Raw genomic sequence first — 17,898 nt, 5'->3', positions numbered from 1 at the left:
CCTAAAGCGAAGATCAGACTTGCAACCTATCTAGTATATCATAATCTGACCAGAATGAAGCAGATTTACCTTGAAAAGAAAAATAAATCGTTTTCATCGAAAAACACCTTTGGGTATTTCGATTTATTGGAAAACAAAGTCCAGTTCAATCTTTGGGTCAATTGATTTGAACAGGGTTTGGTAATACTCCTGAGCTGCTTCTCGAATCTGTCCCTTATATTTGGTCAGATAGTTCTCTTGTTCCTTATTGCTCAAGGTCTTTGTGACTAAGTCACCGGTATCGACATTCTGGGTAAACAGACTGAGGAGTTGACCGCTGGCATCATACAGTTGGTAAGGAGTTTCCTTGTCCAGCTCCACTCCAATCACGTCAAATTTAGGAACTGTCACTTGATAACGGTTGTCCCCAGTCTGCTCAATGGCAATAGCCTGTTTAATCCCAAACTTGGCTTGATAATTTAAGATAATGATAGCTTTTTTCTCGGTAAAAGGCAAATCCAAACGAGAAAATAGTGTCGTCTTATTTTTTTGTGTTTCTACCTGCTGAATAGCAGCAGTAAGAAAAACCGTTTCTTTAACCTTTTCGATAGATTGCACCACACTCGACGAGGTAGTTTGTGAAAAGGTCTTGACAAGACCAGTGTCGTTGAGGAAAAAATATCCACCAACAAGCAAACCTGCTAGAAGGAAAAGGGAAACAATAGCTTTGCGTAACATGGCTTTCTCCTTTATGTTTTCTTTTATTTTACCATACAGATGAAAATCCTTGGTTTTACAACCAAGGATTTTACTTCTTATCTTAAAACCGCTTCAGCCAAGGCTTGTTGGATTTGAATAACGTTTTTATCATTCTTGAATTGTAGTGTTTCAGCGGGCTCGACACCTGATGAAATCCAAATTTTTAGCTCAGCGTCAAGATCAAAATGACCTGATGTTTCTACGGTAAACCGTGAAATGGAACGATAAGGCAAGGACTTGTAGGATGTTTTTTTCCCTGTCACTCCCTGTTTATCCACCAAAATCAAACGACGGTCCGTAAACACAACCAAATCACGAACCAGACTGAAAGCTAGCTCAACCACCTCATCGGTCACCAACACATGAGCCAAGTCTTGCTCGACCTTAGTGGTATCTTTTTGTGAGGCATTGCCTAATAAACCTGAAAATAATCCCATCATCTTCTCCTTACATCTTTTCTTCTAATGTGACCTCTGGATATTTATCCGCAAACCACCGCAAAGCAAAATCATTCTCAAAGAGAAAGACAGGCTGGTCAAAGCGGTCGCGGGCTAAAATGTTACGACTGGAACTCATGCGTTCATCCAAATCTTCTTCCTTAATCCATCGGACAGTTTTCTTGCCCATAGGTGTCATCACCACTTCGGCATTGTATTCTCCCTCCATGCGGTGTTTGAAAACTTCAAACTGCAACTGACCGACAGCCCCCAACATGTACTCACCAGTCTGATAATTTTTATAGAGCTGAACAGCTCCTTCTTGGACCAGTTGCTCAATCCCCTTATGGAAGGATTTTTGTTTCATGACATTTTTGGCCGCTACCTTCATAAACAACTCTGGGGTAAAGGTTGGCAGCGGTTCAAATTCAAACTTGTTTTTACCAACAGTTAGGGTATCACCGACCTGATATGTCCCTGTGTCATAGACCCCAATAATATCACCGGCCACGGCATTTTCAACATTTTCTCGGCTTTCAGCCATAAATTGAGTGACATTAGATAGTTTGGCAGATTTGCCCGTACGAGGCAGATTGACCGCCATGCCTCGCTCAAATTGACCGGAAACAATACGGACAAAGGCGATACGGTCACGATGGCGAGGGTCCATATTGGCTTGAATTTTGAAGACAAAGCCTGAAAAATCCTGAGTCAAAGGGTCAATCAACTGGCCATCAGCCGTTTTATGCCCATGAGGTTCTGGGGCAAATTCAAGGAAGGAATCCAAGAAGGTTTGAACACCAAAATTGGTTAGGGCCGAGCCAAAGAATACGGGGGTCAGTTCTCCCTTTAAGATGGCTTCACGAGAGAAGTCATTACCTGCTTCTTCCAACAGTTCCACATCTTCCAAAACCTGCTCATAGAAAGGATTGTTAGCAAATAGCTGGGCACCCTTGTCAAAAGAGGCAAAACGTTCCTCGCCCTTATAGAGTTCCAAACGTTTGTTATAGAGGTCATAGAGCCCTTCAAAGGATTTCCCCATACCAATGGGCCAGTTCATGGGATAGCTGGCAATGCCCAAAACCTCTTCCAACTCTTCTAGCAAGTCCAGGGGCTCACGACCATCTCGGTCCAATTTATTGATAAAGGTAAAAACTGGAATATTGCGATGCTTGACGACTTCAAAGAGTTTTTTGGTCTGGGCCTCAATCCCCTTGGCCGAATCAACCACCATAACGGCAGCATCAACCGCCATCAGGGTACGGTAGGTATCTTCAGAAAAATCCTCATGTCCTGGCGTATCGAGGATATTGACCCGCTTACCGGCATAGTCAAATTGCATGACCGATGAGGTCACCGAAATTCCCCTTTGTTTTTCAATGTCCATCCAGTCAGACTTGGCAAAATTCCCTGTTTTTTTCCCCTTCACTGTACCAGCCTCACGAATCTCGCCACCAAAATAAAGCAACTGCTCAGTAATGGTCGTTTTACCAGCGTCCGGGTGACTAATAATGGCAAAGGTCCGACGCTTCTGAATTTCTTCTTGTAATGACATAACTACTTCCTTTTCTCTTGCAAATAACAAATCACATCACACCTGATGTTCAGCCCTTTCATTATACCCCATCTGCCTTTTTTTGGCAATGATTCCAGCATTGTGAAAAGGCTTTAGTCATGCTATAATAGGGCTAGAAAGGAAAAGGCATGAACCAACTACAACTCACCCGTAAACAGTGGAGTCTGATTGGGCTCTTGCTACTGGCAACTTGCTACGGTATTGATTATGAAATTGAAACCCTAACTGGGGGAAATCCCTCCCTCTCGCTCTATCCCTATGTCATCCTAGCCAGCCTACTCATCAGTATCTATCTTGTCCCTTTTATCATCTATCTTCGTAAAGCCCAACAAAACTGGCAGATTCCCTCTTTTGTGCTGCCGCTAACCTTTTTCGTTTCCCTCTTTGCCTCCAGTTGGACTGCCGTGGAGGGCAACGACCTACTAGCTAGCTTTTGGGCAATTTTTCTAGATAAAAAATTTCTAGCTGATTGGGAAATGGCTCTAACGGCTCCACTTATTGAAGAATTAGTCAAGACCGGTATTGCAATCTGCCTACTGGCCATCTTCGGCAAATGGGACAAAAAATGGGCTTTCCTTCTTGGTATCACAACGGGCATGGGTTTTCAAGTTATTGAGGACATTGAATACATCTATCTCGGTGGTCTTGAAAAACTCAGTAACACAATTCCATCTGCCCTCTATCGGATTGCTGGAAGCCTTAGCTCTCACTACCTCTATACGGCCCTCCTCACTGTTGGGGTCGCATTACTAATTTCCCAAAGCAAGCAGGTTTCCAAATCCAAGATTTGGTTATGGATTCTCGCACCAGTTATCTGCCATTTTTTCTGGAATTCACCATTAAACGTCGGCCCGGTCTCTGCTATCATTAGCAGCTTGAGCCTTCTCATCTTTTTAGACATGGTACTCTACGTGATGGCAGACTAAAGACATCACTTGGCTAGATTTATTTAAAAAGAGCAGTCACTCATTCCTTGAGTTGCTGCTCTTTTTGGAAACCGGCGTGATGTTTTTCCAAACCATGAAAAAAGTCATTGATAAACCAGATGGCAATCACCTGCACGCTTGTCATCAGCAAAAAATTAAAGACTAGATGATTACTGTGAATCAAGGGCAGTTGACTTAGAAAACCATAATTGCCTCCCAATACAAGATTGACCATTAATATCAGTCCATTCATCATCAGAGTATAGCTAAAAACTGCTTTTAGTGGCAAAGGTTTGTCAGCCTGATGAGACAACAAATACATAAGAGCGTTGGCTGCCAAGGCATAATGGCCAATAACAAAACTAAAGAAGGTCAGGTGAGGAAACTGAAAGGGATCCAAAACTGGATAAGTCAAGGCCACAACGGAACCAATCAGGCCCAGACAGGCAAAATAAGCTTTCAAACGCCCCTCTCTCCCCCAAAGCAGAACAAACATGGCCAAACGACAATGGTAAAGGGGTAAACTTTCTGACAAGGGCCACCCTACCAATAGATACCAGCTGTAAAGACTGATAATTTGCACCATTTGTAACCATCGAAAAAAAGCAAGGTAGCAAGGTTTTTGATACCAACGACTCGTTAGATAAATCACCACGACTAAAAATAAGAAGATAAGCAGACGGTCTTCTAAACGTAAATGTGGTTCCTGGGTCATATGGTCAGTAAAAAATTCGGCTAGCATAGTGACTGGCCCCTTCATCTTTTTTCAGTCTTTTAGATTGAGACAGAAAGTCACTGCCCCTTTTCCGACTACTTTTCCAGTTCTTCGACAATCTTGGCTAAATTCATGGAATTACTGCCTTTGAGCAAGACTTGGTCTTGGGCCTGCAAATCTTCTTTAATCGCTGCCAACAAGTCATCAAAGGCATCCTCTTGATTGCTTTTAACAAAGTAAGCCACGGCCTCAGCCCCAAACTTATCAACTGCCAAATCTGCCAAGCCCTTAATCTCTTGACCATAGAGGTAGAGACGGTCAAAATCAGCTGGTGACAGGCTATCAATCATCTGCTCGTGCAAGGCAAACGAAGTAGGCCCCAACTCTTTCATATCCGCTAAAACCACCAATTTTCGACCAGCCTCATTCTTGGGAATATTGGCAAAGGTTTCCAAAATCAACCGCATGGCTGTTGGATTGGCATTATAGACATCACTAAGAATATCCGCCCCATTACTTGCTTTTTTCCATTCTGTCCGATTACGCGTCAGTTGAATGTTTGCTAAGGCAGCAACAATTTTATCCTCTGACACGCCCTCTTCCTTGGCCACATAGGCAGCCAGCATGGCATTGGTGGCATTGTACTTACCCGTCACAGGGATGGTCAACTTCTTCGCCAAGAAATTTGTCTTAAAGGTCAAAGAATCTTTGGCCTCCACTAAATCCGTCACATAAAGGTCGCCCCCAGGACCAAAACGTAACAGGCGTTGACCTACTGGAATCAAGTCGTCAAGCAAGTCATCCTGCGGTAGCAAGAGTAGATCTTCTGGCTGCATGCCTGCGCTAATCTGCATCTTACCTTGGGCAATTTTTTGGCGTGTGCCAAAAAATTCCAAGTGGGCCTCACCAATCAGGGTCACTACCGCCAACTTAGGCCGGGCAATCTTGGATAAGAGTTCAATATCCCCCAAATGGTCTTGCCCCATTTCCAAAACCAGCTTTTCCGTATCATCTGGCATTGAGAGAACAGTATAGGGAAGGCCAATTTCATTATTGTAGTTGCCTTGGGTTTTATAGGTCTTATAGCTAGTCGCCAAAAGGTCATGAATCATGTCTTTGGTCGTTGTCTTGCCATTAGAACCCGTTACGGCAATGACATCTACTGCCATCTTATCCAGATAGTAGCTGGCTAAGGTTTGTAAGGCGAGCAAACAGTCATCCACGAGGATGTGAGGGACAGCCAGAGGTTTTTCTGACAGGGTAACCGCACAGCCATTTTCAAAGGCCAAGGGGATAAAGTCATGACCGTCTCTTGCTCCCTTGAGAGGAACAAAGAGGTCGCCTTTCCCAATCAAGCGACTATCAAATTCAATCTTGGAAATGGTCACATCTGCCAGCTTGGTGACATCATTTTTTGCCCCAAGAAGACGGGCGATTTCTTGCAAACTTAGTTTCATTGTCTTCCATCTTTCTCTTTTACTTCCTTTCAATTATACCATAAACCAGCCTTGCCATTCTTAAAACATGTGCTATAATAGAAAACGGTGGCAAACAAACCACCTTACAGAGTAGATGATTTGCGTTAAGTGTGTGTGAATGGGATGTTGTCACACAACGAAACCTCTCGGTGCGGTAAATCATTGCATCCGCTGTTATCTTGATAACAGCTCCACCTTGAAAGGAGCATTTTTATGAAACTATCTTTTTCTAGCCCTAAAATGACCAACCAACGCTTGGTCACCTTAGCCATGTTGGCAGCCTTGGCCATTATCATCAGTAAATTTTCCATTACAGTCATTCCCAACCAATTGATGGTGAGTTTTACCTTTATCGTCAACACGGTCATTGGGATGGTGGCAGGGCCAATTTGGGGCTTTATCAGCCTTGCCCTCATTGATGTGGTTGACAATCTCAGCAGTGGTCAGGGAAATTTCATCATCTGGTGGACCCTGATGGAGGCGGTTGAAGGCTTTCTCTACGGCCTCTTCTTCCATGGACAATTGCTTGCTCGTGACGAGAAAAAGGACTGGCTAAAAGTCACCTTGGCAACCTTGGTCATCATGACCTTTAGCACCTTCCTTGTCACACCATTTCTAGTTCAGACCTACTTTGGTACCCCATTTATTGCCCAGTATCTAGCTGGTCGTTGGTTAAAGATTTTTGAAATCCCCTTACGAATTTTTGTCACCATGCTAGTTCTGCCGCAGCTACAAAAAATTCCAGAATTAAAAAAATTAGTCAAAGCAGATAAGTAAAAAAATCAGAGTATCATCCCTACTCTGATTTTTTCTGATCTTAAATTAAGTGACTTTCACGTTTGGCAAACATCTCCTTGCCCAAAGCAACCAATTCTTCAATCAAATCGCTATAAGCCAAGCCCATATTTTCCCAAAGTAAGGGATACATAGACCATTGGGTAAAACCAGGGGTAGTGTTTAATTCATTGAGATAGAGTTGCCCATCTTCTGTTAGGAAAAAGTCACAACGAGCCATACCGCAGCCACCGATGGCACGGAAGGCTTGGGCAGCATATTCCCGCATCTGTTCCATGATGTGACCATCAATCTTGGCTGGAATCTCCATGGTAATCTTGTTATCAATGTATTTAGCCTGATAATCATAAAAGGCCACGTCCTTAACCACTTCACCGGCCTCTGTCGTCTTAACGTCAGTATTCCCCAAAATACCAACCTCAATCTCACGAGCCACAACACCCTGCTCGATAAGAATACGACTGTCGTATTTGAGGGCAAGCGTGATCGCTTCTCGGAGTTGACTGTCATCATCAGCCTTGGAAATCCCCACACTGGAACCCATATTAGCTGGCTTAACAAAAACTGGGTAGCTGAGGTGGTCCTTAACCCGAGCAATCGCTGCGTCTACATCCTGTCCTTCAATAAAGGTCTCATAGGCCACTTGCGGAATGCCTGCCGTCTGGAGAACTTGCTTGGTAATGATTTTATCCATGGCCACGGCTGAGCTGAGGACATTGGTTCCCACATAGGCCATCTTCAAGACTTCAAGGAATCCTTGGACCGAGCCGTCTTCCCCCATGGGACCGTGAAGAACTGGAAAGACCACCGCTCCTTGCTCATAAATGTCACTTGGTTTGATTTGTTTGCTGAAATCAACCGTGTCATTAGTCATCAATTTTTCATCAGCTGCTGGTGTTTGGCTAAACTCCTGTGTCTTGATAAACTCCCCTCTTTGGCTAATAAAATAGGTTTTTACAGTAAATTTATCATAATTGACCGCTCGCATGACGCTCTCTGCCGACAAGACAGAAACATCACGTTCTGCTGAACGTCCACCGTATAGTAAAATCAAGGTTTCTTTCGACATGATTTCCCCTTTTCTTCTCTATTTTTCTCTCCTATCATATCATAAAATCAATCTTTTTTCAAAAAAAGTAAAAAAAGTGGTTAGACTTAAAGATAATCTTAATGCCAAAAAAAGACTAGAAATCCTTCTAGTCTTACAGTTCTGTCCGATTCTCAATAGCCCGTAGTAAGGTTACCTCATCAGCATATTCAATATCACTTCCTACTGCTAAACCACGGGCTAAGCGCGTGACCTTGATTCCAGCAGGTTTTAAAAGACGTGACACATACATCGATGTGGCCTCACCATCAGCAGTCGCATTGGTCGCAATGATAACCTCCTGTACCTGATCATCCATTAACCGATTAATTAAGGATTTGAGGTTAATATCATCTGGACCGATGCCTTGCATGGGTGAAATCAAGCCATGAAGGACATGATAGCGCCCCTTATATTCTTGAATCTTTTCCATGGCCGAGACATCCTTACTAGCTTCAACCACCAAAATCAAGCTCCCATCACGAGTCTGATCCTGACAAATAGCACAGGGATCCTCATCTGTCAGATTGCCACAGATGCTACAGTAGGTCAACTCACGCTTGGCGGCCAACAAATTTTTCGCAAACTCATTAACCTCTTCATCCGTCATACTAATCGTATGAAAGGCTAGACGTGTCGCTGTTTTTATCCCAATTCCAGGTAATTTAGAAAATGAGTCAATCAATTTTGCAACGGGTGTTGGATAAAGCATGTGTCTCCTCTCTCAATCTTGTCCACGACGTGACATGTATAAATTGATAATGTCCCTGACAATGTGATGACTGGTCTTACCCGTCAGATCCGTACTGTGGGGCAAGACCACTGCAACCGCAATTTGTGGATCATCGCTCGGTCCATAGGCCACCACATTGAGATTACTAGTATAAATAGAATTACCAGCCTCATCAGTCACATAGGCCTCGGCTGTACCAGTTTTGGCAGAAATGGCTACACTGGCACCGTAGCCAATTTCTCGTCCAGTTGTAAAGGCTCCACCACCATTAACCACATTATAAAATCCGTTTTGAATCAAGGCCATCTCGTCTGAGCTAATCCCAACTTGATTAAGGGTTTGTGGCTCAATTGGCTTGATTAAGGCACCTAAACCACCTGAAGCATCATTCGCATAAATCCCTTCTACTAGGTGAGGGGCCTGACGTTTTCCGCCATTGGCCACTGTGGCAACATACTGAGCCAATTGCATCGTCGTATAGTTATCAAACTGACCAAAGGCTTCTGTCATCACATTCGCTAGGCTATAATCCTTTGGGATAAAACCCGTTGATTCACTAGGCAAATCAATACCAGTTGCTACGCCTAGGCCATACTGGGCATAACTGGTCCGTAATTTTTCCATAGCTCTTTGATAAACCGATTCTTTTAAGAGGTCCTCTGTCATGCCGTCTTGGCCAGCTAATTTTAGGGCCACTTGAACCATGTAGGTGTTAGAGGAGTATTCTAAGGATTGGGTTGCTGTGATGGGCATGGAACCACCTGCTAAATCTGTAAACCACGATTTAATGGTGTCAATCTGTTGGTCATAGAGCGTCTGGTTCCCAGCAATAACACCATTTTCCCAACCTGCTGACAGGGTTGCCCCCTTAACAACCGAACCTGGTGTAAAGACCTTGGTAATGGTACCCAAGGCATCTGTTGTTAGCTCATTAGTCTTGGTATCGTGGGCTAGGCCTGCCATCGCCAGAATAGCACCTGTTTCTGGATTCAGGGCCACCGCATAGACCCCTTCGGAATTGGCTACATTTCCCTTGGCTAACTCTGCATTATAATAGTCACGGAGAATATTTTCAACCCCCTCTTGGAAGGCAAGGTCAATCGTTAACTTGATATTATTTCCTTTTTCCCCTTGCTGATCAACCGTGTCTGATAAAATACTTCCCTTTTTATCAACCGTCACTGTACGAACCGTCCGGCTTCCTTGAAGAACTTCTTCGTATTGTTTTTCAAGATAGCTAGTTCCTACCCGATCGTTCAGGGCATAGCCTTTTTTCAGGTAATCGTCAGCCTCTTCCTGTGGCAAACCCGTCTGCTCTGTTGAGACACGACCAATGATGGAAGAGAGGGATGTTGCAATGTCTTGTCGCTGCCAATTGGTACGGACAGCAATTCCATCCAACTTAGCCTTATTAGCCGTTACATACGCAATCTGCTCTGGTGACAAGTCTCCTGTTGTTAGAAAGACCGTATCAAAGGTCCCCGCCGCATTCATTTGATTAAAAATATAAATAATCTTGAGTTCTTCCTCACTATAATTCACCGCCTCTTCTGGCACTGCAGCAATGGCATTGTTATACACAGTAGCCGTTGTCAGATTATTACCCAATTGATCATATTTTTGATCATCAGGTAACTGCTCCACCACCTCTTTGAAACGTGCTTCATCCACCAAATAATAATCCCTCTTTGCCCGATCGGTCACCTTGGTCTCCGTCAGGGTCACATAGCTTGCCAAGCGTTGGGCAATCTCCTTAATGTCCTGGGCGGTCATGGTATTGCTCCGCGTAAAGGAAATAGCCTCTTTAACAGTATTACCAACTAGGGCCTGCCCTTTGGCATCATAAATTTGCCCCCTAGGACTAGAAGTGGTTACCGTGTAGGTTGTTGAGGCTGTTAGCTTATCGTCATAAAAAGAACGGTTAACTAACTGCATCTGGGCTAGCCGAAAGACCAAAATTGAAAATAAACTAACTACCACAAAAAAGAGGAGATAAATTCTCCGCAATAAGGTATTGGTCATTGACTTATCATTGCTTCCTTTTTTTATCACACTAATCCTCACTCGTCTTATCTGCTATGAATATTCTACCATAATTCCTCAAAAAAAAACTGTTTTACTTTGATGACTTGGAGAGAATTTTTCCAATCTCAGACAATCTTCCGATATCAAAAGACTAGGAACTTATCCTAGTCTTTCCCATCGGTGTCTTGACAACATGATAAAAAGGGCCACTGGACCTAATTTTGCTTTCTAATTTCTTGGCAAAATGATAAAAAGGTCCACTGGACCTGATGCCACTTTCTTATTTTTCGGTGACATGATAAAAAGGTCCACTGGACCTTTTTATTTACCTAGATAGTATTCCGCTGTGACCTTTAGTTTGTCGTCAAATTCAAAGACTAGTGGTGGGAAGTTAGGGATTTCCACATCCATGATTTCATCATCTGACAAACCTTTGATGTGTTTCACAAGGGCACGGATTGAGTTACCATGAGCACCAACGAAAACATTTTGGCCAGATTTAAGAGCTGGTGCAATCTTGTCTTCCCAGAATGGAAGGGCACGCTCAAGCGTTACTTTCAAGTTTTCTGCGTCTGGCACAACTGAGTCATCAAGTAAGGCGTAACGACGATCAGCATGCGCTGAATGTTCATCGTCCTTAGCCATTTCTGGTGGCAAAACATCATAAGAACGACGCCAGATATGCACTTGCTCATCACCAAATTCTGCTGCGGCTTCAGCCTTATTTTTTCCAGTCAAACCACCATAATGACGCTCATTCAACCGCCAAGATTTCTCAACAGGCACCCAAAGTTGGTCTGAATGTTCAAGTGCAAGATTAGTTGTTTTAATCGCGCGTTTCAAAACTGATGTAAAAGCGATATCAAACTCAATACCGGCTTCTTTAATCAATTTACCAGCGTCGATTGCTTGTTGTGTTCCTTTTTCTGAAAGATCCACGTCTGCCCAACCTGTGAAAAGGTTGGCCTTGTTCCATTCTGATTCACCATGACGGGCAAATACTAATTTTACCATTGTAAGTCTCCTTTTATTTTTTGGAAAATCCAAAGTAATACCTTTTCATTATACAAAAAATTTGTGAAAAAATCTACTAAAAAATCAAGAAAATCTATTTTTCAAACTGCTCAACAGCAAATTCCAGCATGAGATGACCAATCTTGTCTTTTTTCTCAAGGTCATCAAGGTTGGATAAGGTTCTTGGGTCCCAACTTTCATTGGCCAAGCTATCTGCCGAATAAAAACAATGAACATGGTTCAGCCCACGAAACTTGGCCAGGGCTGCTACTGCTGAGCATTCCATATCAACGCAGATTGCTCCTTCTTGCCGACGCTGGGCCACTTTTTGCGCCGTTTCTCGGTAAACCCCGTCAGTTGTCCAGGCCTTACCAACGGTATAACTAATCTGACGTTGTTTGAAAAAATCTTCCAAGGCTGGTAGATAATCTTGGTTGACCGCAATTTCACGGCTGGCTGGTTGATAATGATAGCTGGTTCCCTCATCACGAAGGGCAGCCGTTGGGATAATGATACTGGTTTCCTCAATCTCTTCCAAAACCCCACAAGTGCCAAAAAGCACCAGATTTTCCATGCCCATATAAATCATATCTTCTAAGATGGCGACGCAACCAGCTGCTCCGACAAGAGAATTGAAAAAACCAATTTTAGTGCCGTTGACATCCAGTTCATAAAAGGGGATTTCTATACAGGCCATTGAGGTGGTAAAAAGCTGACGATGGGGATATGCTTTGAGCAAGCGGGCAAAGGTCTCACGGGCAAAGCAAGACACCACTGTCTTGGGAAAATCAGCCAGTCGCTCCCCCATGGTATCGGCAGCGTTAATCACCGCCTCTTTGGTTGGGTCAAATTCTTCTAACATCATAAACGACTCTCCTTCTAAGTCAAACGGTCATCTTCTTGCTCGTCAAACTTTTCCTTGTCTTGCTCAGACAGTTCTTGGGGTTTTATCAAACGGCTGGCGGTAAAAACAATAACCATCCGCATGACGAATAAGAAGAGTAAAATTGCAATGATTTGTTTTTCCATGATTATACTTTCTTCATCTACTTTTTTAATCGCTAATCCAAAGCCTTGAGCTCCAAAATCATATCACGAATTTGGGCGGCCAGTTCAAAGTCAAGGAGTTCAGCAGCTTCTTGCATTTGTCCTTGAAGTTTCTTGATGCTTGCCTGACGCTCTGCTTTCGTCAGACTAGAGAAGTTAACTGGCTCTGCCACTTCTGTTGAACTATCCGCCTTGGTAATGGCAATCAAATCGCGAATGTCTTTCTTGATGGTTTGCGGCACAATGCCATGTTTGTCATTATAGGCCATCTGAAGCTGACGGCGGCGGGCCGTTTCATCAATGGCTTTTTGCATGGACTGGGTCATGGTGTCAGCATACATGATGACATGACCGTTGCTATTTCGAGCTGCCCGACCGATAGTCTGGATAAGCCCTCGCTCATTTCGCAGGAAACCTTCCTTGTCAGCGTCCAAGATAGCCACCAAACTCACTTCAGGAACGTCAATCCCCTCACGAAGCAGGTTAATCCCAATCAAGACATCAAAAACACCCAGTCGCAGGTCACGGATAATCTCTGTCCGCTCCAAGGTCTTGATATCTGAGTGCATGTATTTGACCTTGATGCCCATTTCTTTGAGATAATCGGTCAGGTCCTCAGCCATCTTTTTGGTCAAGGTGGTGATAAAGGTCCGCTCACCTTTTGCCACACGCTGGTTAATCTCACCTAGCAAATCATCCATCTGCCCCATGGTTGGACGGACTTCCACTTCTGGGTCAAGCAGACCAGTCGGACGGATAATTTGCTCAACAATCGTCTCTGTTTGCTCCAACTCATAATCACCCGGTGTCGCTGAGACATAGACAATTTGATGGACATGGCTTTCAAATTCTTCTCGGCGCAGCGGTCGGTTGTCTAGGGCTGATGGCAAGCGAAAACCATAGTCCACCAACATCTGCTTACGAGAGCGGTCACCATTGTACATGCCCTTAATCTGACCCATGGTCATGTGACTCTCATCAATCATAATCAGGAAATCCTCTGGGAAAAAGTCCAAGAGGGTATAGGGCGGCTCACCTTCGCTACGGCCGTCCATGTGACGGGAATAATTTTCCACCCCATTGGTATAGCCCATCTCCCGTAACATTTCCATGTCATAGTCAGTCCTTTGTTTCAATCGCTGAGCTTCCAAGAGTTTGCCCTCGCTCTCAAAAAGTTGGAGCTGCTGGGCTAATTCTGCTTGAATATTGGCAATGGACTGTTCCAAATGTTCCTCATTGGTGACAAAGTGGGTGGCTGGAAAAAGAACCAAATGGTCAACTTCGCCCAGGCTCTTTCCTGTCAAGCTCTCAATCTCACGGATACGGTCAATCTCATCACCGAAAAATTCTATCCGAAAGGCATGCTCGTCACGGCTAGCTGGAAAAATCTCCACCACATCACCACGCACACGGAACCGCCCTCGTTGAAAGTCAATATCATTGCGCTCAAACTGAATATCAACCAAACTATTGAGCAGCTGGTCACGAGAGATTTCCTGACCTGGTCGCAGGCTGACAGCACTGTCGGCATATTCCTTGGGTGACCCCAACCCATAAATACAAGATACCGAAGCCACCACAATCACATCATTACGTTCTAGCAAGGCTGAAGTGGCACTATGACGGAGCTTGTCAATCTCATCATTGACCGAACTGTCTTTTTCAATATAGGTATCACTAGAGGGCACATAGGCCTCAGGCTGATAGTAATCATAATAGGAAACAAAATATTCCACGGCATTATCAGGGAAAAATTCCTTGAATTCCCCATAGAGCTGGCCAGCCAGAGTCTTATTATGAGCAATGACCAGGGTAGGTTTATTGACCCGTTGAATGACCTGACTCATGGTATAGGTCTTACCAGTCCCTGTTGCCCCCATGAGAATCTGCGATTTCTCCCCGTTTTCGATATTATCTACTAGCTGGGCGATGGCTTGGGGCTGATCACCAGAGGGCTCATACTTAGATACTAACTTAAACTGATTATCATTTTTTCTATCGATCATCTTCTTACCTCTCTTCTATTTTATTATATTTTCCAACAAAACACAAAGGACACCTTATGTTATATTTTCTTACATGAGTGATTTCAAAACTTGCTTAATCTTTCCTTTTTTGCTATAATAAGTAGTAATTTTTATAAAAGGAGGTTAACATGAAGAACAACATTAAGCTATTTATGCTAACAATTCTATCATGTTTCTTAATGTTAGGGACAAAAGTTACCGCTGAAACCATTGACATTGTTTCAGACACTGCTTATGCCCCGTTCGAATTCAAGGATTCAGATCAAACTTATAAAGGAATTGACGTTGATATCATCAACGAAGTCACCAAACGTGCTGGCTGGGATGTCAATATGACCTTTCCTGGCTTTGATGCCGCAGTCAATGCTGTCCAGTCTGGCCAAGCCGATGCTATCATGGCTGGGATGACTGTTACAGATGCTCGTAAGAAGGTTTTCACTTTCTCTGATACTTATTATGACACGGCCGTTGTTATCTATACCCGTGGCGATAAGAAAATCAGTGATTACAATCAATTGAAAGGTAAAACAGTCGGTGTCAAAAATGGTACGGCTGCCCAAGCCTTTCTTCAAGAAAATCAAGACAAGTATGGTTACACGCTCAAAACTTTTGACACCAGTGACCTCATGAACAATAGTTTGGATTCAGGTGCAGTTGATGCTGCCATGGACGATCAACCGGTTGTCCAATACGCTATCAACCAAGGTAAAAACTATGCCATCAATATGGATGGTGAAAAAGTTGGTAGCTTTGCCTTTGCCGTTAAAAAAGGTAGCGACTATGAGTACCTGATTGAGGAATTTAACAAGGCTTTCGCTGATATGAAGGCTGATGGCACTTACGCTCAAATCATTGAAAAATGGACAGGTAGCTCAACCGCTTCTGCCACTGCTACGCCTAATCTGACATCAACTGGTGATGCTAATGCCAAGGCTACACCAGTCAAGAAAAGCTATAAAATTGTTTCTGACTCATCATTTGCCCCATTTGAATTCCAAGATGACGCTGGCAAATACACTGGGATTGACATGGAATTGATTCAGGCCATTGCTAAACAACAAGGCTTCACTCTTGACGTTAGCAACCCAGGCTTTGACGCAGCCCTCAACGCTGTTCAATCTAGTCAGGCCGATGGGGTTATCGCTGGAATGTCTATCACCGATGCCCGCAAGGAAATCTTTGATTTCTCTGACCCTTACTATACCTCAAACGTCATCCTTGCTGTTAAAAAAGGCAGCACTATCAAGTCTTATGAAGACCTGAAAGGCCTAACCGTTGGAGCTAAAAACGGAACTGCCTCTTACACCTTCCTGAGTGACAATGCTGCCAAATACGGTTACACCGTCAAGGCATTTGATGAAGGGTCTACCATGTATGACAGCTTGAATTCTGGCTCAGTTGATGCCATCATGGACGATGAGGCTGTCCTTAAATATGCTATTCAACAAGGTCGTGATTTTGAAACACCAATTGCTGGAGAAAAATCTGGTGAATATGGTTTTGCGGTCAAAAAAGGAACCAGCCCTGAATTGCTCGAAATGTTCAACAATGGTCTGGCGGCCTTGAAAGCCTCTGGCCAATACGACAAAATCGTTGGCAAGTATCTCGGTTCAAGCTCAACTACTGAAAAAACTGTTGACGAAACCACTATCGGTGGCCTCTTGTCAAACAACTACAAACAACTCCTGGCTGGTCTGGGAACTACTCTCAGCTTGACCCTGGTGTCCTTTGCTATTGCGACCATCATCGGTATCATCTTTGGTATGATGAGCGTGGCTCCAAACCAAACCCTACGCACCATCTCAGCTATCTTCGTTGATGTGGTTCGTGGTATCCCATTGATGATTGTGGCGGCCTTTATCTTCTGGGGCATTCCAAACCTATTGGAATCTCTCACTGGTAAGCAAAGCCCAATCAATGACTTTGTCGCAGCAACCATTGCTCTATCCCTCAACGGTGGTGCTTACATTGCCGAAATTGTCCGCGGTGGTATTGAAGCTGTACCGACTGGTCAGATGGAAGCCAGCCGCAGCTTGGGTATTCCTTATGGCACAACCATGAGAAAGGTTATCCTACCTCAAGCAGTTAAACTCATGCTACCAAGCTTTATCAACCAATTTGTTATCTCATTGAAAGATACGACTATCGTGTCTGCTATCGGTTTGGTCGAACTCTTCCAAACAGGTAAAATCATTATTGCACGTAACTACCAAAGTTTCCGCATGTATGCAATCTTGGCAGTCATGTATCTGGTCATTATCACGCTGTTGACACGTTTAGCAAAACGCTTAGAAAAGAGGGCTAACTAATGGCAGAATTAAAAATTGATGTTCAAAATTTACATAAGTCTTATGGTAAAAATGAAGTCCTAAAAGGAATTGATGCCAAGTTCTACGAAGGTGATGTGGTTTGTATCATCGGCCCATCAGGTTCTGGAAAATCAACCTTCCTACGAACACTTAATTTGCTAGAAAGCATTACCAGTGGTAAGGTCGTGGTTGATGGATTTGACCTCTCCGACCCCAAGGTCAACGTAGATAAGGCCCGTGAAAATATCGGCATGGTCTTCCAACACTTCAACCTCTTCCCCCACATGAGTGTATTAGACAATATCACCTTTGCTCCTGTGGAACTAGGTAAATTGACCAAGGAAGAAGCCGACAAGGTCGCCATGGAATTGCTAGAAAAAGTTGGTTTGGCTGACAAACGTGATGCCCTACCAGACAGCCTCTCAGGCGGACAAAAGCAACGTGTGGCCATCGCCCGCAGTTTAGCCATGAATCCAGACATCATGCTCTTTGACGAGCCAACTTCAGCCCTTGACCCTGAGATGGTCGGTGACGTTCTGAATGTTATGCGTGACCTGGCAGAGCAAGGCATGACCATGTTGATTGTCACCCACGAGATGGGCTTTGCCCGCCGTGTTGCCAATCGTGTCATCTTTACTGATGGTGGTGAATTTATCGAAGACGGTACACCAGAACAAATCTTTGATAACCCGCAACACCCTCGCCTCAAAGACTTCCTTGACAAGGTCTTGAATGCTTAATCAAGTCATAACCGCCCGTGAAAACGGGTGGCTTATACACCGGCTGTAAGCCGTTTCTCTCCAGCGACGTCTAAAGACGTTCGCTGAACTTCGTTCAGGTTAGTGCTATAATTACTTGACTAACGCCCGTAACAACGGGCTTTTATCTTGTTCTAAAACTGCCATCTGAAAATGGATCTTCATACTCTTTGACACTCAATTTATCAAGTGCAATGTCATTTTTCTCCTGCTCGCGAATGTATTTCGCAACT

At 43.9% G+C, this 17,898-nt stretch carries 16 protein-coding genes, 1 pseudogene and 1 riboswitch; of the genes and pseudogenes, 4 read left to right on the top strand and 13 right to left on the bottom strand.

The genetic code is table 11. The features are described from left to right. Positions 1–123: 123 nt before the first annotated feature. From FRX57_RS00080 to FRX57_RS00070, 3 genes are all read right to left on the bottom strand, one after another. Positions 124–717: a DUF4230 domain-containing protein gene (locus tag FRX57_RS00080; protein WP_146565440.1), complete on the bottom strand. Its 594-nt coding sequence runs from the start codon at positions 715–717 to the stop codon at positions 124–126. 77 nt (positions 718–794) lie between these two features. Beyond that, entirely contained in the window at positions 795–1,175 is a 381-nt protein-coding gene (locus FRX57_RS00075) for a PH domain-containing protein (RefSeq protein WP_146565438.1), read from the bottom strand. Positions 1,176–1,185: 10 nt separating this feature from the next. Beyond that, the gene (locus tag FRX57_RS00070; protein ID WP_146565436.1) at positions 1,186–2,730 is read right to left on the bottom strand and encodes a peptide chain release factor 3; all 1,545 of its coding nucleotides are present in this window, start codon (positions 2,728–2,730) and stop codon (positions 1,186–1,188) included. Positions 2,731–2,879: 149 nt separating this feature from the next. On the opposite strand from FRX57_RS00070, the gene FRX57_RS00065 reads away from it, so the two are divergent. Further along, positions 2,880–3,677, top strand: coding sequence for a PrsW family glutamic-type intramembrane protease (locus FRX57_RS00065; RefSeq protein ID WP_146565434.1), 798 nt, complete (start codon positions 2,880–2,882; stop codon positions 3,675–3,677). Positions 3,678–3,717: 40 nt separating this feature from the next. On the opposite strand, the gene FRX57_RS00060 is transcribed toward FRX57_RS00065, so the two are convergent. Together FRX57_RS00060 and FRX57_RS00055 are read right to left on the bottom strand one after the other, a co-directional pair. Next, positions 3,718–4,419: a YwaF family protein gene (locus FRX57_RS00060; RefSeq protein WP_186600797.1), complete on the bottom strand. Its 702-nt coding sequence runs from the start codon at positions 4,417–4,419 to the stop codon at positions 3,718–3,720. A 68-nt stretch (positions 4,420–4,487) separates the two neighbouring features. Beyond that, positions 4,488–5,849: a UDP-N-acetylmuramoyl-tripeptide--D-alanyl-D-alanine ligase gene (locus FRX57_RS00055; protein WP_146565430.1), complete on the bottom strand. Its 1,362-nt coding sequence runs from the start codon at positions 5,847–5,849 to the stop codon at positions 4,488–4,490. Positions 5,850–5,954: 105 nt separating this feature from the next. Further along, positions 5,955–6,046, top strand: a riboswitch (THF riboswitch). Positions 6,047–6,083: 37 nt separating this feature from the next. Between FRX57_RS00055 and FRX57_RS00050 the strand changes: the two genes are divergently transcribed. After that, positions 6,084–6,647 carry a folate family ECF transporter S component gene (locus FRX57_RS00050; protein ID WP_146565428.1) on the top strand — a complete coding sequence of 188 codons (564 nt, stop codon included), beginning with the start codon at positions 6,084–6,086 and terminating at the stop codon, positions 6,645–6,647. Positions 6,648–6,687: 40 nt separating this feature from the next. On the opposite strand, the gene FRX57_RS00045 is transcribed toward FRX57_RS00050, so the two are convergent. The 7 genes from FRX57_RS00045 to uvrB form a co-directional block, all read right to left on the bottom strand. Further along, complete coding sequence (locus FRX57_RS00045; RefSeq protein ID WP_146565425.1) at positions 6,688–7,734, bottom strand: D-alanine--D-alanine ligase; 1,047 nt, start codon at positions 7,732–7,734, stop codon at positions 6,688–6,690. Positions 7,735–7,867: 133 nt separating this feature from the next. Beyond that, on the bottom strand, positions 7,868–8,464 hold the full coding sequence (gene recR, locus FRX57_RS00040) for a recombination mediator RecR (protein WP_146565423.1): 597 nt from the start codon (positions 8,462–8,464) through the stop codon (positions 7,868–7,870). Between the two features lie 12 nt (positions 8,465–8,476). After that, positions 8,477–10,507, bottom strand: a complete 2,031-nt coding sequence (gene pbp2b, locus FRX57_RS00035) for a penicillin-binding protein PBP2B (RefSeq protein WP_146565421.1) — start codon at positions 10,505–10,507, stop codon at positions 8,477–8,479. Positions 10,508–10,831: 324 nt separating this feature from the next. Next, a complete protein-coding gene (locus FRX57_RS00030; RefSeq protein WP_146565419.1) occupies positions 10,832–11,524 on the bottom strand; it encodes a phosphoglycerate mutase in 693 nt (230 codons plus the stop codon). A 94-nt stretch (positions 11,525–11,618) separates the two neighbouring features. Next, positions 11,619–12,389: a nucleoside phosphorylase gene (locus FRX57_RS00025; RefSeq protein WP_146565417.1), complete on the bottom strand. Its 771-nt coding sequence runs from the start codon at positions 12,387–12,389 to the stop codon at positions 11,619–11,621. 14 nt (positions 12,390–12,403) lie between these two features. Continuing rightward, complete coding sequence (locus tag FRX57_RS07570) at positions 12,404–12,553, bottom strand: hypothetical protein (protein WP_186600796.1); 150 nt, start codon at positions 12,551–12,553, stop codon at positions 12,404–12,406. A gap of 32 nt (positions 12,554–12,585) precedes the next feature. Next, a complete protein-coding gene (uvrB, locus tag FRX57_RS00020; protein ID WP_146565415.1) occupies positions 12,586–14,577 on the bottom strand; it encodes an excinuclease ABC subunit UvrB in 1,992 nt (663 codons plus the stop codon). Between the two features lie 149 nt (positions 14,578–14,726). On the opposite strand from uvrB, the gene FRX57_RS00015 reads away from it, so the two are divergent. Both FRX57_RS00015 and FRX57_RS00010 read left to right on the top strand, forming a co-directional pair. Beyond that, positions 14,727–16,907, top strand: a complete 2,181-nt coding sequence (locus FRX57_RS00015) for an ABC transporter substrate-binding protein/permease (RefSeq protein WP_146565413.1) — start codon at positions 14,727–14,729, stop codon at positions 16,905–16,907. Then, complete coding sequence (locus FRX57_RS00010; RefSeq protein WP_146565411.1) at positions 16,907–17,647, top strand: amino acid ABC transporter ATP-binding protein; 741 nt, start codon at positions 16,907–16,909, stop codon at positions 17,645–17,647. The genes FRX57_RS00015 and FRX57_RS00010 overlap by 1 nt, the downstream gene beginning before the upstream one ends. Before the next feature lie 142 nt (positions 17,648–17,789). Here the strand turns inward: FRX57_RS00010 and FRX57_RS00005 are convergent. Then, a pseudogene (locus FRX57_RS00005) lies at positions 17,790–17,898 on the bottom strand (IS200/IS605 family transposase); the annotation flags it as partial.

The organism is Streptococcus cuniculipharyngis (assembly GCF_007859195.1).
Taxonomy (GTDB): domain Bacteria; phylum Bacillota; class Bacilli; order Lactobacillales; family Streptococcaceae; genus Streptococcus; species Streptococcus cuniculipharyngis.
The sequence above is the reverse complement of the archived record's forward strand: the minus strand, read 5'-3'. Positions and strand labels throughout refer to the sequence as shown.

Bases quoted from the DNA above. Each gene is read 5' to 3' on its own strand.
- FRX57_RS00080 (WP_146565440.1), bottom strand. From the start codon at position 717: ATGTTACGCAAAGCTATTGTTTCCCTTTTCCTTCTAGCAGGTTTGCTT.
- FRX57_RS00075 (WP_146565438.1), bottom strand. From the start codon at position 1,175: ATGGGATTATTTTCAGGTTTATTAGGCAATGCCTCACAAAAAGATACC.
- FRX57_RS00070 (WP_146565436.1), bottom strand. From the start codon at position 2,730: ATGTCATTACAAGAAGAAATTCAGAAGCGTCGGACCTTTGCCATTATT.
- FRX57_RS00065 (WP_146565434.1), top strand. From the start codon at position 2,880: ATGAACCAACTACAACTCACCCGTAAACAGTGGAGTCTGATTGGGCTC.
- FRX57_RS00060 (WP_186600797.1), bottom strand. From the start codon at position 4,419: ATGCTAGCCGAATTTTTTACTGACCATATGACCCAGGAACCACATTTA.
- FRX57_RS00055 (WP_146565430.1), bottom strand. From the start codon at position 5,849: ATGAAACTAAGTTTGCAAGAAATCGCCCGTCTTCTTGGGGCAAAAAAT.
- FRX57_RS00050 (WP_146565428.1), top strand. From the start codon at position 6,084: ATGAAACTATCTTTTTCTAGCCCTAAAATGACCAACCAACGCTTGGTC.
- FRX57_RS00045 (WP_146565425.1), bottom strand. From the start codon at position 7,734: ATGTCGAAAGAAACCTTGATTTTACTATACGGTGGACGTTCAGCAGAA.
- recR (WP_146565423.1), bottom strand. From the start codon at position 8,464: ATGCTTTATCCAACACCCGTTGCAAAATTGATTGACTCATTTTCTAAA.
- pbp2b (WP_146565421.1), bottom strand. From the start codon at position 10,507: ATGACCAATACCTTATTGCGGAGAATTTATCTCCTCTTTTTTGTGGTA.
- FRX57_RS00030 (WP_146565419.1), bottom strand. From the start codon at position 11,524: ATGGTAAAATTAGTATTTGCCCGTCATGGTGAATCAGAATGGAACAAG.
- FRX57_RS00025 (WP_146565417.1), bottom strand. From the start codon at position 12,389: ATGATGTTAGAAGAATTTGACCCAACCAAAGAGGCGGTGATTAACGCT.
- FRX57_RS07570 (WP_186600796.1), bottom strand. From the start codon at position 12,553: ATGGAAAAACAAATCATTGCAATTTTACTCTTCTTATTCGTCATGCGG.
- uvrB (WP_146565415.1), bottom strand. From the start codon at position 14,577: ATGATCGATAGAAAAAATGATAATCAGTTTAAGTTAGTATCTAAGTAT.
- FRX57_RS00015 (WP_146565413.1), top strand. From the start codon at position 14,727: ATGAAGAACAACATTAAGCTATTTATGCTAACAATTCTATCATGTTTC.
- FRX57_RS00010 (WP_146565411.1), top strand. From the start codon at position 16,907: ATGGCAGAATTAAAAATTGATGTTCAAAATTTACATAAGTCTTATGGT.